15 protein-coding genes are annotated in these 14,146 nt (G+C 31.0%); 4 read left to right on the forward strand and 11 right to left on the reverse strand.

Features of this window, described 5'->3' with window-relative positions; all coding sequences use genetic code 11:
- Nucleotides 1-172: 172 nt before the first annotated feature.
- Complete coding sequence (gene htpG / locus Q0684_RS13270; protein ID WP_299017766.1) at nt 173-2,080, reverse strand: molecular chaperone HtpG; 1,908 nt, start codon at nt 2,078-2,080, stop codon at nt 173-175.
- Nucleotides 2,081-2,375: 295 nt separating this feature from the next.
- Between htpG and Q0684_RS13275 the strand changes: the two genes are divergently transcribed.
- Nucleotides 2,376-3,383: a beta-ketoacyl-ACP synthase III gene (locus Q0684_RS13275; RefSeq protein WP_299017769.1), complete on the forward strand. Its 1,008-nt coding sequence runs from the start codon at nt 2,376-2,378 to the stop codon at nt 3,381-3,383.
- A gap of 145 nt (nt 3,384-3,528) precedes the next feature.
- Here Q0684_RS13275 and Q0684_RS13280 read toward each other — a convergent pair whose 3' ends face one another.
- Complete coding sequence (locus Q0684_RS13280; RefSeq protein ID WP_299017772.1) at nt 3,529-3,984, reverse strand: DUF302 domain-containing protein; 456 nt, start codon at nt 3,982-3,984, stop codon at nt 3,529-3,531.
- A gap of 193 nt (nt 3,985-4,177) precedes the next feature.
- Between Q0684_RS13280 and Q0684_RS13285 the strand changes: the two genes are divergently transcribed.
- Together Q0684_RS13285 and Q0684_RS13290 are read left to right on the forward strand one after the other, a co-directional pair.
- Entirely contained in the window at nt 4,178-4,993 is an 816-nt protein-coding gene (locus tag Q0684_RS13285; protein WP_299017775.1) for a GLPGLI family protein, read from the forward strand.
- Between the two features lie 248 nt (nt 4,994-5,241).
- Nucleotides 5,242-5,604, forward strand: coding sequence for a CoA-binding protein (locus Q0684_RS13290; RefSeq protein ID WP_299017777.1), 363 nt, complete (start codon nt 5,242-5,244; stop codon nt 5,602-5,604).
- Here Q0684_RS13290 and Q0684_RS13295 read toward each other — a convergent pair.
- Genes Q0684_RS13295 through pyrR form a run of 5 tightly spaced genes read right to left on the reverse strand, consistent with a single transcriptional unit; the run spans nt 5,601 to nt 8,662 of the window.
- Nucleotides 5,601-6,518 (reverse strand): ribonuclease Z, encoded by a 918-nt coding sequence (locus Q0684_RS13295; protein WP_299017780.1) that lies wholly within the window; start codon nt 6,516-6,518, stop codon nt 5,601-5,603. The genes Q0684_RS13290 and Q0684_RS13295 overlap by 4 nt on opposite strands.
- Complete coding sequence (locus Q0684_RS13300) at nt 6,515-6,847, reverse strand: T9SS type A sorting domain-containing protein (protein ID WP_299017784.1); 333 nt, start codon at nt 6,845-6,847, stop codon at nt 6,515-6,517. The genes Q0684_RS13295 and Q0684_RS13300 overlap by 4 nt, the downstream gene beginning before the upstream one ends.
- A 10-nt stretch (nt 6,848-6,857) precedes the next feature.
- Nucleotides 6,858-7,190 (reverse strand): hypothetical protein, encoded by a 333-nt coding sequence (locus Q0684_RS13305; protein WP_299017788.1) that lies wholly within the window; start codon nt 7,188-7,190, stop codon nt 6,858-6,860.
- 1 nt (nt 7,191) lies between these two features.
- Entirely contained in the window at nt 7,192-8,121 is a 930-nt protein-coding gene (locus Q0684_RS13310) for an aspartate carbamoyltransferase catalytic subunit (RefSeq protein WP_299017790.1), read from the reverse strand.
- A 1-nt stretch (nt 8,122) separates the two neighbouring features.
- A complete protein-coding gene (gene pyrR / locus Q0684_RS13315; RefSeq protein ID WP_299017791.1) occupies nt 8,123-8,662 on the reverse strand; it encodes a bifunctional pyr operon transcriptional regulator/uracil phosphoribosyltransferase PyrR in 540 nt (179 codons plus the stop codon).
- A gap of 191 nt (nt 8,663-8,853) precedes the next feature.
- On the opposite strand from pyrR, the gene Q0684_RS13320 reads away from it, so the two are divergent.
- A complete protein-coding gene (locus tag Q0684_RS13320; RefSeq protein ID WP_299017794.1) occupies nt 8,854-10,224 on the forward strand; it encodes a tetratricopeptide repeat protein in 1,371 nt (456 codons plus the stop codon).
- 6 nt (nt 10,225-10,230) lie between these two features.
- Here the strand turns inward: Q0684_RS13320 and Q0684_RS13325 are convergent, their stop codons facing one another.
- The 4 genes from Q0684_RS13325 to Q0684_RS13340 are packed head-to-tail and all read right to left on the reverse strand — an operon-like array spanning nt 10,231 to nt 14,100.
- Nucleotides 10,231-11,181, reverse strand: a complete 951-nt coding sequence (locus Q0684_RS13325; protein WP_299017799.1) for a succinylglutamate desuccinylase/aspartoacylase family protein — start codon at nt 11,179-11,181, stop codon at nt 10,231-10,233.
- Nucleotides 11,171-12,046: a 30S ribosomal protein S6--L-glutamate ligase gene (gene rimK / locus Q0684_RS13330; RefSeq protein ID WP_299017802.1), complete on the reverse strand. Its 876-nt coding sequence runs from the start codon at nt 12,044-12,046 to the stop codon at nt 11,171-11,173. The genes Q0684_RS13325 and rimK overlap by 11 nt, the downstream gene beginning before the upstream one ends.
- Nucleotides 12,043-12,483 carry a RimK/LysX family protein gene (locus tag Q0684_RS13335; RefSeq protein ID WP_299017805.1) on the reverse strand — a complete coding sequence of 147 codons (441 nt, stop codon included), beginning with the start codon at nt 12,481-12,483 and terminating at the stop codon, nt 12,043-12,045. The genes rimK and Q0684_RS13335 overlap by 4 nt, the downstream gene beginning before the upstream one ends.
- Before the next feature lie 60 nt (nt 12,484-12,543).
- Complete coding sequence (locus Q0684_RS13340; protein WP_299017808.1) at nt 12,544-14,100, reverse strand: FAD-dependent protein; 1,557 nt, start codon at nt 14,098-14,100, stop codon at nt 12,544-12,546.
- Between the last annotated feature and the right edge of the window lie 46 nt (nt 14,101-14,146).

Here is a 14,146-nt window from a genome sequence, read left to right on the forward strand (position 1 = left end):
TTTTTAAAGATAAAATCATTTTTTACTTAGGGAAGTAAAATCAATATTTTAAAAAAGAACGAATAATGCATAAATTTAGTTTAAAACTTTTAAACTAAAAAAACCGCTCTGTCTTTACAAAGCGGTTTCTAAATATTATCTTTCTGCTTACGCAGGAATGATAAATTTCTGATTATTTAATCAACTCATAAGAGCGTTTGATAAAGTTGGTTAACTCTTCACCATGCAATAGGTTTTGAGATAATTTTGCCAAATCAAAAGCTTGCGAAATTAAGCCTTTTTGCTTGTCTTCATCTGCCGCTAAAATTTCAGAAACTAAAGGACTGTTAGTATTTACAACCAAGTTGTACATGTCTGGCATGTTGCCCATTCCCATCATTCCACCACCACCAGAAGCTTGCATTTCTTTCATTCTACGCATAAATTCTGGTACAGTTATTATAAACGGAGAAGAAGTAGAATCCATAGCTTCTAACTGTACTGTGTAGCTTTTGCTGTTTACAGCACTTTCTATTACAGGTTTTAATTTCTCTTTTTCTTCATCAGATAATTTAGAAATTACGTTTTCGTCTTTTTTAATTAAATTATCAATAAAGTCCGCATCAACTCTAGTAAACTTAACTTTAGCATCTCCACCTTCTAATTTTTGCATTAAATGCGATATAATTGGCGAGTCTAAAACTAAAACTTCGTAACCTTTGGCAGTTGCTTCTTGTATATAACTGTGTTGTGCTTCTTTGTTAGAGGCATACAAAATAACATGATTTCCTTCCTTATCTGTTTGGTTATCTTTTGTCTTTTCAATTAATTCATCAAAAGTAAAAAAGGTATCTGCAACTGTTGGGTAAAGCGCAAACTTCTTTGCTTTATCAAAGAATTTGTCTTCAGATAACATACCATATTCAATAATTACTTTAATGTCGTTCCATTTTTTCTCAAAATCTTCACGATCTTTTTTGAATAATGAACTCAACTTATCAGCAACCTTTTTAGTAATGTATCCAGAAATCTTTTTTACAGCGCCATCTGCTTGTAAATAAGAACGCGAAACATTTAAAGGAATATCTGGAGAATCTATTACACCTTTTAACATTTGTAAAAAGTCTGGTACAATACCTTCAACATTATCCGTTACAAAAACTTGATTTTGGTATAGCTGAATTTTATCCTTCTGCATATCCATGTTTTGCGTTAACTTAGGGAAAAATAAAATACCGGTTAAGTTAAACGGATAATCTACATTTAAGTGAATGTGGAACAAAGACTCTTCAAACTGCATTGGATACAATTCTCGGTAGAAATTTGTATAATCTTCTGCTTCTAAATCTGCAGGTGCTTTTGTCCAAGCAGGGCTTGTGTTGTTAATAATATCATCAACCTCTATTTGTCTGTGTGGCTCTGTAGTTTCTTTACCATCTTTATCTTTAGTGGTTGCAGGCTCATGAGTTGGATCGTTTACTTTTTTGGTTCCAAATTTAATTGGCACTTGGTTAAAACGATTGTATTTGGTTAATAACCCTCTAATTTTACCTTCTTCTAAAAATTCTGTAGAATCTTCTGCAATGTGTAAAATAATCTCAGTTCCTCTGTCAGTTTTGTCGTTTTCAACTAAAGTATATTCAGGAGAACCGTCACAAGTCCAATGTGCAGCTGGTTCGTCTTTAAACGACTTTGTTTTAATTTCAACTTTATCAGCAACCATAAAAGCAGAATAAAAACCTAAACCAAAATGGCCAATAACACCTGTTTCGTTTTTATCGTCTTTGTATTTATCTAAGAATTCTTCAGCGCCCGAAAATGCAATCTGATTGATGTATTTTTCAACTTCATCAGCAGTCATTCCTAAACCTTGATCTTTAATAGTCAACGTTTTTGCATCTTTATCTATGCTGATTTCAATTTTAGCATCACCCAATTCTGTTTTGGCCTCACCAATAGAAATTAAGTGTTTTAATTTTGTAGTTGCATCTGTACCGTTAGAAATTAATTCACGTAAAAAGATTTCGTGATCAGAATACAAGAATTTTTTAATCAGCGGAAATATATTTTCTACTGATACATTAATGTTTCCTTTGCTCATAATTTATGTTATTTAGTTTTATTTTTTGCTTTGTCATTTTGAGCGAAACAGAGTGAAGTCGAATAATCTCGATTGTATTATGAGATTTCTCAATTTCGTTTTACTTCATTCGAAATGACAACTTATTTTCTGAACAACAAGTAGTCAAAAAAAATACCAAAAAATAGATTATGACAAGATGACATAATTTAATGGGTATATGCTAATTTTTGACTTTTTTTAAGCAGTTATAAAAACGATTCGTGAAAATAATTGACTATTTTCGCTCATTAAATAGTTAAAAAAGGCATCAAATATGTATAATTCAAAAATAACAGGTTTAGGATATTATGTCCCAGAAAACGTTGTTACTAATAACGATTTAAAGAATTTTATGGATACTTCTGATGAGTGGATACAAGAACGCACAGGAATTAAAGAAAGACGTTGGATAGATCCAAAAACAGAAGATACTACTGCAATTATGGGCGCTAAAGCAGCTAAAATTGCCATAGAAAGATCTGGTTTAACCAAAGATGATATCGATTTTATAGTGTTTGCTACCTTAAGTCCAGATATGTATTTTCCTGGTGGTGGCGTGCAAGTGCAAGATATTTTAGAAATGCCTACAATTGGCGCGTTAGATGTAAGAAACCAATGTTCTGGTTTTATTTATGCAATGTCTGTTGCAGATCAATTTATAAAAACAGGCATGTATAAAAACATTCTAGTAATTGGTTCAGAAAATCATTCTGGTGGTTTAGAAAAAAGCACTAGAGGTAGAGGAGTAACTGTAATTTTTGGAGATGGAGCAGGAGCAGCTGTACTTTCTAGAACAGAGGAAAAAGGAAAAGGTATTTTATCTTCTCATTTGCATTCGGAAGGAAAACATGCCAAAGAATTGGTTTTAGAAGGACCATCAACAAAAAGATGGGTGCCAGAAATTTTAGAGGCTAATAATGCTGATGATGTTTCTTATTTTCCTTATATGAATGGGCAATTTGTATTTAAACATGCTGTAACACGTTTTTCAGAAGCTATAGTAGAAGGTTTACAGGCAAATAATTTGCAAAAAGAGGATATTGATATGTTAATTCCACATCAAGCGAATTTGCGTATAGCCCAGTTTATTCAGAAAAAGTTTGGTTTATCAAACGATCAAGTTTTTAATAATATTATGAAATATGGAAATACTACAGCTGCCTCTGTAATTATTGCATTAACTGAAGCTTGGGAAAAAGGTAAAATAAAAGATAACGATTTGGTTGTTTTGGCCGCTTTTGGTAGTGGATTTACATGGGGCTCTGTTGTAATAAAGTGGTAGTTTTGTGAAATTTAAAGATCAAAAAAAGGCTGTCTAAAAAATGTAGATTTACGTAATTTTTCTACTCAGTAGAAAATAATAGATTGTAAATGTTCTTTAGAAAGCCTTTATTCTATATACTTTTAGATTAAGTATTTCTGTTTTATTATTCAATAACTTTATTTGTAATGTTGTCTAAAGCATCTGTAATCTTAAGTAAGATGGCATCTTTTCCTTCAATATTATGTCTTTCTTTTAAGTAAGTAGGATTATTGTAAGCAATTTTAGCTGTTTTATTATCTGTTGTATAAACAATAATTTTTTGAGGTAAATCTATACTTGCAGTTGGGCTTGCTTGCATTAAAGATGTGCCTAATTTAGGGTTGCCAAACATTATAATTTTTGTTGAATTTAATTCTAAATCAACAGAGGCAGCATTCTTGCTATGGTCTAATTCTAATAAAATTTTTAGGTTAGGGTTCGTATCAATTATTGTTCTTAACTTGTTATAGGTAATTTCTACATTATAAGGACTGTCTTTAGTTACAAGTCCGTTTTGTTGTTCAGTTTTACAAGACATAAATAAGGTGCATATTAAAATTGTTAGCGTTAAATGTTTCATTTAATTGAAGTTTAAATTTTTGGTTTCAATCGATTTTAGATTTCAGTCGAAAATTAACACAATAACCTACAAAAAAAGAGATGAATTACGCTCAACTTCAGATAATTGTAATTTGTATTAAATTTAACAGTGTCCTATATATTGTTTAGTATTTTTGGATTAAAGCTAAACTTAAAACTTTAACAATCTGATTATGAGACGTTACTTTTCTAAACTTTCAATAGTTATCTTATTAATTACTTTTTCATTTTCTTTAACTGCTCAAAATTTTAGTGGTAAGGCCGTTTATATGTCTAAAACTAAAATGGATTTAGGGAGTTGGGGAGCTAAAATGAGTGAGGCTAGAAAAAAACAAGTAGCAGAACGCCTTAAAAATAGGTTAGAGAAAACATATATTTTGGAATTTAACAAGCAAGCAGCTACGTTTAAAGAAGAAGAAAAAATAGATGCTATTTCTGGGGCTACAGATTCTTGGGGTAGTTATTTTTCTAGAGGATATCAGTATAAAAACATAGCAGATAGCAAAATTGTACAGGCACAAGAGTTTTATGGAAAACGATTTTTAATAAAAGACGATTTGTATAAAATAGATTGGACAATGGGTTCTGAAACAAAACAAATTGGCAATTACACTTGTTTTAGAGCAAAAGCATTTGTGCCATACAAAGAATTGAATTGGTATAATTTTTCTTGGGGAGATTTAAGAAAGCCAGAAACAAAAGAAGGTGAAGAGCCAGAAGAAAAAATGGTACTTGTAGAAGCTTGGTATACACCACAAATACCTTTGGCACATGGCCCAGCAGAGTTTTGGGGTTTGCCAGGATTCATATTAGAGGTTAGTGCAGAAAATACAACATTACTTTGTACAGAAATTGCCATAAGTAAAAATGACGTTTTAGAAATTAAGGCGCCAGATAAAGGTAAAGAAGTTACCAAAGTAATTTATACAGAAACGGTACAAGCAAAAATGCTAGATATGAGAAATAATAGAGGAAGAAGAAGAGGTTAATCTTTTTTTACGCATATTTGTATTTGATAGTTTATTATGAAAAAAAAATACAAATTACTGCTACTTATTTCTAACTTATTTTTACTCGTTTTTATTCTTAATTTGTTTGTAAAATTTATACTTTTTCCAACAAGTTGGATGAATGGATTATTGATATTTTTATGTTGCATTTTCAATATTATTATTGCGCTTAAAGCCTCTTTTGAAGCCGCAATTAAAAAGTAAATACACGAGTTTTAGAATATAATATGGATAAAAAAACATTGGTAATAGGTGCATCATTAAAGTCACAAAGATATTCTAACAAGGCCATAAAACGTTTAACAGCTAATAATATAGCTGTTGTAGCTTTGGGTTTAAGAGCAGGTGAAGTTGCTGGCGTAAGCATTGACACTAGTAATATGCCATATGAAAATATAAATACAGTAACGCTTTATCTAAACCCTAAAAGGCAAGTAGGGTATTACAATTATATAATAAGTTTACAACCAGAAAGAGTAATTTTTAACCCAGGTACAGAAAACATGGAGTTTGTAAAGTTGCTACAAGAACATAATATTAAGAGCGAAATTGCTTGTACTTTGGTTTTATTAGCAACAAAACAATATTAATTTTTTACAGTAAATATTTTGCCAGGTTCTGCCAAAGTTACATTTTTAAAAACAGTTTCTGCTTCCGTTTTAAAAACACTTATATCTTTATATCTGCCAGAATAATGACCAATAACTAGTTGTTTTGCATTAGCACTTTGCGCTATTTTAGCAGCTTCTTCTGCTGTGGCGTGTTTGGTTTTCTTGGCTAAATCTTGTTTATCTGCTAAAAATGTAGCTTCATGATATAGTAAATCTACATTTTGTATAATAGGAACAATGTCTGGTTTGTAACAGGTGTCACTGCAAAAAGCAAAACGCAAGGCTTTTGCAGGATCTGTAGTTAACATGCTATTTTTAATAGTTTCTCCATTACTTAAAACAATATCTTTACCAGATTTTAAATTTAAATAATCTGCTTTGTCTATTTCTGGATAACCAGAAATGTTAAGCATGTTTAATTTTCTAGGTTTATCCTTTTCTATAAAAAGATAACCATTAGTGTAAACTCTATGGGTTAATGGAATTGTTTTTACAATTACTTTGTCATCTTCAAAAATTAATTCACTTTCTTTAGAAGACAATTCATGGAAGATCATCTCAAATTTTGCGTGCGATTCAGATATTTTTAGCATTTGCAGAGTAGCTTCTTTAATTCCTTTAGGACCAAAAATATGCATTTCCTTTTCTCTGCTTAAAATACCATAGGTAGAAAGTAAGCCCACTAAACCATAAAAATGATCGCCATGCAAATGAGAAATAAAAATGTGATTTATTTTAGAGAAACCTACTTTGTATTTGCGCATTTGACGCTGTGTACCTTCACCACAATCAATTAAAAAGTGTCTATTATTAATTTCTAAATATTGCGAAGTAGGAAAAGCATTAACACGCGGCGTTGCAGAATGACAACCTAGTATGGTTAGGTTTATCATTTAATTACAAAGCGTTTAGAAGTTGTTTTTCTATTATCTCTTATACTGTAAATATACATGCCAGAAGCTAAATTATTTTTGTAAAAAGGAATTGTGTTTTTGCCTTTAATGGCTTTCATCGTTTTTTTATAAACGGTTTTACCTAACACATTTTTTACTGTAAAAAAAACAGCTGTGTTTGTATTTGCAGTAAAGCTTATTTTAGTTGTATTTGTAAAAGGATTTGGAGCAGCAGATAAACCTACTATTGTTTTTTTTTCTACATTATTTTGAGAAAAACCAATAGAAGAAACACTTAAAAAAGCAATAAAAAGTATTTTTTTAAACATCTTCTAATTCTTAAAATCCTAATTCTCTTTCTATATTCTCCATTTCTAACAAATCTTCTGCTTCCTGTAAAGTAGGCACTATATTCGTTTCTTCAGAAATTTCATCAACATCAACATCTTTATACACTACAACAAAAGAAGTTTTTAAGTCTTTTTTTTCCTTAGCGATATCCAAAAATAGCGAAAAATCTTTAGGATTAACCTTTAAGTCGCCAGAAATCTCTACAATAGTGTGTTGTGTTATCCAATTTACCTTTTCTTCTACAAGTGCATTGTAAAACGCTGTAAAGCTATTTTCTTCGGAAGTAATTAGTAAATAATTGTCTTTATTTATAATTTGCATCTTATCTTTTTATTTGTTGCGCCAATAAATAAATAACTGCCATTCTTACTGCAACACCATTTTCTACTTGGTTTAGAATAATTGCATCATTAGAATCTGCAACATCACTTGTAATTTCTACACCTCTATTTATTGGACCTGGATGCATTATTACAATTTTCTTGCCAAGATTGTCTAAAATTTCTTTATTTATTCCAAAAAGTTGTGTGTACTCTCTAGTTGAAGGGAAATATTTAATATCCATTCTTTCATGTTGCACACGTAAAACATTGGCAACATCACACCATTCAAGAGCCTTTTTAAGATCCGTTTCTACAGTAACTCCTAAACTAGAAATGTATTTAGGAATTAATGTTGTTGGGCCACAAACTTTTACTTCTGCGCCTTGTAATTGCAAAGCAAATATGTTAGAAAGTGCTACTCTAGAGTGTAAAATATCACCAACAATTACTATTTTTTTCCCTTTAACAGTGCCTAATTTTTCTCTAATAGAGTAGGAGTCTAATAGCGCTTGTGTTGGGTGTTCATGGGTACCATCTCCCGCATTAATAATTTTAGCATCTACATGTTTAGACAAAAAAACACCTGCACCTACATTTCCATGTCTCATAACAACAATATCTACCTTCATGGCCAAAATATTGTTTACGGTATCAATTAAAGTTTCTCCTTTTTTAACAGAAGATTGACCGGCAGAAAAATTAATAACATCTGCAGAAAGCCTTTTCTCTGCCAATTCAAAACTAAGTTTTGTTCTGGTACTATTCTCAAAAAATAAATTTGCAATGGTAACATCTCTTAAAGAAGGTACTTTTTTAATAGGTCTATTAATTACTTCTTTAAAGTGGTCTGCTGTTTTAAAAATTACATCAATATCATTTGGTTTTAGATATTTGATGCCCAATAAATGTTCTACGCTTAATTCTGACATGTTATAATGATTCTATGTAAACGGCATCTTTTTTATGAGTCTCTGCCCAAGTAACTAATACTTTTTCTTTATTTATGGCATCTACTTGTCTGCCTCTATAATTGGGTTGTATAGGTAAATGTCTGCTAAAACGTCTGTCTATTAAAACAAGTAATTCAATTTCTTCTGGTCTTCCATAAGATTCTAAGGCAGTTAATGCAGCTCTAATACTTCTTCCAGAAAATAAAACATCGTCTATAATTACCACTTTTTTATCTTCAATTAAAAAGTTCATTTCATTGGTTTCTGCCGCCAAAGGTTTGTCTTTTCTTCTAAAATCGTCTCTGTAAAAAGTAATATCTAGAACGCCAAGTTTTAAGTCTTTTATAGCGTAAGCTGTTTTAAGCAAATCGGCTAATCTGTTGGCTAAGAATGTTCCTCTAGGTTGTAACCCTATTAACACAGTATTCGAGAAATCATCGTGTTTTTCAATTAACTGGCAAGCTAATCTATGCAGTATAATTTCAATATCTTTTGAGTTTAATAAGTTTTTTCTGCTCATAAGAAATCCATCATTTTAGGTTGATGTATATCGAAAATCAAAATTAACGTAAATATGTTTATGCACAAAATTATTAGTGCTTAAATAAAATGTTGTTGTTGTTAATTAAATTGTTGAAAACAAAAATGGTTTTTGCAGATGAAACTTAAGAATTATAGTAGTTTTAAAATACTAATTCAAATAACAAAGTTATGTCTCTGGTAAAATTTGAATCGATGCTAAAAACCAATAGCATTTATTTTTTTGATTTGGTTGAGTTTGAAGAAATCATTATCCATTATTTAGATGTGGGTAAGGTGTCTTTGGCAAAAAAAGCATTGCAACTGGGTTTAGAACAACATCCAGCATCTGTAGATTTAAAATTATTACAAGTAGAATTATATTTAATTGATAATGAAGTTGAAAAGGCTTCTAAATTACTTAAAAGGATAGCTGTTATTTCTCCAAATAACGACGAAGTTTACATTCAAAAAGCTACCATAGCTTCTAAAAAAGGAATGCACAAAGAGGCTATTATTGCTTTAGAAAAAGCCCTAACTTTAACCAATGATCCATTTGATATTTGGTCTTTATTGGGCATGGAACACTTGTATTTAGACAATTTTAAAAGTGCAAGAACGTATTTTATAAAGTGTCTAGAGGAAGATTTAGAAGACTATGCTGCGCTTTATAATATTGTTTATTGTTTTGATATGGATGAAAAACATGAAGAATCTATTGATTACTTAAATTCTTATGTTGATAAAAATCCATATTGCGAAGTAGCATGGCACCAATTAGGGAGACAATTTTTTATTTTAAAAAACTATAAAGAGGCGCTAATTGCTTTTGATTACGCTGTTTTAGTTGATGAATCTTTTATTGGTGGATATTTAGAAAAAGCAAAAACACTAGAAGAACTTGGCAACTATAAAGAGGCTATAGATAATTATTTAATTACTTTAGAGTTAGATGATGCAACCGCGTATGCCTATGTTAGAATAGGACAGTGTTATGAAAAGTTATTAAAGTTAGACACTGCAATTTCTTATTACAAAAAGGCTGTACATGAAGATCCTTTATTAGATAAAGCTTGGATTTTACTAACCAACTGTTATTATATTCAGGAGAATTATGCGAAAGCAGCACATTATTTAGCGAAGGCAATTGAAATAGATGGTGATAATGAGTTGTATTGGAGACGCTATGCAGAAATTAACATAAAACTAAATTTTTGTGAGGAGGCTATTGTTGGTTACCGTAATTGTTTACAGTTAGGTGATATTTCTCTTGAAATTTATGTGAGTTTAGCAGATGTTTTATCTTTTTTAGGCGAATTTAAAGAAGCATTAAGATGTATTGTAAACGCCAATAAATTATATAAAAATATCGCAGAACTAGAATACCGTCTTGCAGGCTTATATTATGTAATGAACAAAGAGGGATTTGCGAAAACACACTTAATTAACGGTTTAAATATAGATTTTGAATATTATACCGTTTTGAATCAGTTGTTTCCTAGCATTGCTAGTTACCAACCTTTTCAAAAATTAATTGCAGATTATAAGAAGGCTACAGAGTAATCGGAGTTATTTCTCCACTTTTAAATGAAACAAGGCATCACCTTTATTTACAATTGGTGCTTTGTTTATGCAAAATACGTAACTATCAAAAGGAGCCAAAACTTTCTTTTTAAATTCACCAAAAGGATCTTGTATCACACCTAAAACTTCTCTTTTTTTTACAAAACTTCCATTTCTTATACTTACTTTAAACATACCAGAATCGGAGGCCCTTAACCACTTAGAGTTTTTTACAATAATTGGCCTTTCTCTAACTAAAACTTCACCATCAATTAAACCTAAATGAATCAATACATTTCTAGTGCCATTAACACCTTCATTTATAATAGTAGGGTTTAGTTCATTTGATTTTCCGCCTTCAAAAAGTAAAACAGTTTTACCCATTTTATGCAATGTTTCTCTTAAAGATTTAACAATGTTATTAGAATACATAATCATTGGCGGATTAAATATTTTTGCCAACTCTAAGCCTTTTTCATCATTTTTGTTACAACGAATTTGAGCAACATTATCGCGTTTTCCACCACCTGTATGAAAATCAATTACATAATCTACAAACGGAGCTATTTTTTCTGAAAATTGATAAGCAAACTGGCTGGCTAAAGATCCATTTTGGGTTCCTGGAAACATACGGTTTAAGTCTCTTCCATCAGGAAATTCTCTGGTTTGAATTAAATATCCAAAAATATTAAAAACAGGAATACAAATGATAGTTCCGTTTTTAGGTTTGTTCATTTTTAAGTCGATAATTTCCCTAATAATACCCACACCATTGGTTTCATCTCCATGAATACCTGCCAATAATAAAACAACAGGACCTGGGTTTTGAGAATGTTCTATAATTACAGGAACGTTAACTGTAGTTCTAGTGTGTAATTTTGCAACTTTTAAATCGATTACTGTTCGTTTACCTGCAATAATTTCTTTACCTAAAATTGTAAACGGTTTATTCAACATGGATTTCCAAATAACGTATAATTTCTTTGGCTATATTTTTACCGGTTGCAACCTCTATACCTTCTAAACCAGGAGAAGAATTTACTTCTAAAACTAATGGTCCTTTAGAAGATTGTAACATGTCTACACCTGCAACGCCTAAGCCTAGCGCTTTAGTTGCTTTTAATGCCGTTTTTTCTTCTTCATCTGTTAATTCTATTACAGTTGCATTTCCACCTCTGTGTAAATTAGAACGAAATTCTCCTTCTTTTCCTTGACGTTTCATAGCGCCAATTACTTTACCATCTACCACAAATGCTCTAATATCTGCACCACCAGCTTCTTTAATAAATTCTTGGGCAATTACTCTTGCACCTAAACCGTTAAAAGCTTCTAAAACAGAAGTTGCCGCATTTTTAGTTTCTGCTAAAACTACACCTAAACCTTGTGTGCCTTCTAGTAATTTTAAAACTAAAGGAGCGCCACCAACAGAATCTACCACATGTTCTACATCTTTTGTATAGTTAGTAAAAACTGTTTTTGGTAAACCAACACCAGCTCTTGCTAAAATTTGTAAACTGCTTAATTTGTCTCTAGATCTAGTTAAAGCTTGCGAAGATACAGCTGTAAAAACTTTCATCATTTCAAACTGACGAATTACGGCTGTACCATAAAAAGTAACAGAGGCACCAATTCTTGGTATAATAGCATCTACATCTTTTAAATATTCTCCTCTATAATAAATTTTCGGAGATTTCTTTTCAATAACAATATCACATTTTAAATGATCTACCACAAAAACTTCATGTTTTCTTTTTTCTGCAGCTTCCACCAATCTTCTTGTTGAATATAATTTTGAATTTCTAGATAAAATTACAATTCTCATTTGTTTTTATATTTTAATTTATGTGATATGTTTTTCTTTGCGGTGTCAATCACAAATTTTTTGTTTAAAAATTTTCTTCCCAATAAAACAGGGAATTTCATACTTTTTCTTTCGGTTAATGTAAGATAAATATTAAATCTTTCATTAAAAATAATAATTTCTGTTGCTATTCTGTAACGCTCCTCAACAATACCATTAGAACTTTTTACCTTTTTAAGATTGTAAGATCTAGCAAAAAATGCTTTACTATTATATTGCTCGTGTTTCTTGTCTAAAACGTTATACTGTAAAACTTTCTCACCATCTTTTCTAATTTCTTTTATATTAGAACAACTTAAAGAAGAGGTGTATGCACCAGAGTCTATTTTAATAGCTATGTTTTCTAAATTAAATTCAGGAAAATCTGCTTTATCTTCTCTTCCAATAACAGTTTTCATAAATATAAGGTGTTTCCTGTAAAGTTATATATAGTAAATGAGATAGCCTGAGAAAATTGCTTATAAATTTGCAATTGCTGCTTCTGCACATCGTTCGCCATCCATAGCTGCAGAAACAATACCACCTGCATAACCACCACCTTCTCCACAAGGAAATAAACCTGTAATTTGTGTGTGTTCTAAATTTTCTTTTCTTGGTATGTTTACTGGTGATGAGGTTCTAGATTCTACACCAACAATATTAGCTTCATTGGTATAATAACCGTGCATTTTAGATCCAAAAGCGGTAAACCCTTTTCTAAGTCTGCTACCAATAATTTTTGGTAAAAGCGAGTGTAGTGGAGCAGAATTTAGACCTGGTTGATAAGAAGTATCATTTAAATCTGTAGATAATTTACCGTCTACAAAATCGGTTAATCTTTGCGCAGGTGCAGTTTGCGTTCTTCCACCTGCGTAAAAAGCAATTTTTTCTAAATCTTTCTGAAATTCTAAACCTTTTAAAGCGCCAAACTTCTCGTATTTTTTAAAATCTCTGTCAATATCTAATTCTACAACAATACCAGAATTGGCAAATTTGTTATTTCGTCTAGAAGGAGACATTCCATTTACCACAACTTCACCATCTGCAGTGGCGGCAGGTACAATAAAACCACCAGGACACATACAAAAAGAATACACACCTCTATTATTTACTTGATGCACCAAACTATAGGCTGCAGCTGGTAAAAGTTCGTCTCTTTCTCCAGAACAACTGTATTGTATTTGGTCTATAATTTCTTGAGGATGTTCTACACGAACGCCCATGGCAAAAGATTTTGCTTTTAAATGGATTTTCTTTTTATCTAAAAGCTCATAAATATCTCTGGCAGAGTGTCCTGTTGCTAAAATAACTGAATTTACAAGCATTTCTTTACCATTTTGTAAGTGAATTGCTTGTAATTTATTATCCTTTATAATAAAATCTTCAACTTTGGTGTTAAAATGAACTTCACCACCAAAATTTAAAATGGTTTCTCTAATATTTTGAATGATTTTTGGCAACTTATTCGTCCCAATATGCGGATGCGCATCAATTAAAATTTGCTCTGTTGCACCATGAAAAACTAGGTTTTCAAAAATTCGTCTAACATCGCCACGTTTTAAACTTCTAGTATACAATTTACCATCAGAATAAGTTCCTGCACCACCTTCACCAAAGCAATAATTAGAATCTTTGTTTACAACATGATCTCTATTAATGGCTTTTAAATCTCGTCTGCGTTCTTGTACATTTTTACCGCGTTCTAAAACCACAGGCTTGTAACCCAACTCTATACAACGCAAAGCAGCGTACATTCCTGCAGGGCCAAAACCAACAATGTGAATTTCTTTGGCATTGGAAACATCTTTATAGTCAAATTCGTAATCAGATTTTTCTGGAATTTGCTCATTTATATAAACGGCAACTTTGTAGTTAAAAATAATGTCTTTTTTACGAGCATCTATAGATTTACGCAAAACTTTAACCGCAGAAATTTCTTTTTCGGTAATTTTGAGCTGTTTACTTGCTTTAAAAGCCAAAACGTTTTCTTTGCGTTCTTCTATTAAATTTACACGAAGTTGAATTTCTTTAACCATTTGGCAAAAGTACTTAAATTATGATTGAAATGTAAAGTTCAGTTTT

Origin of the sequence: uncultured Polaribacter sp., assembly GCF_947503875.1 — a bacterium.
GTDB lineage: Bacteria > Bacteroidota > Bacteroidia > Flavobacteriales > Flavobacteriaceae > Polaribacter.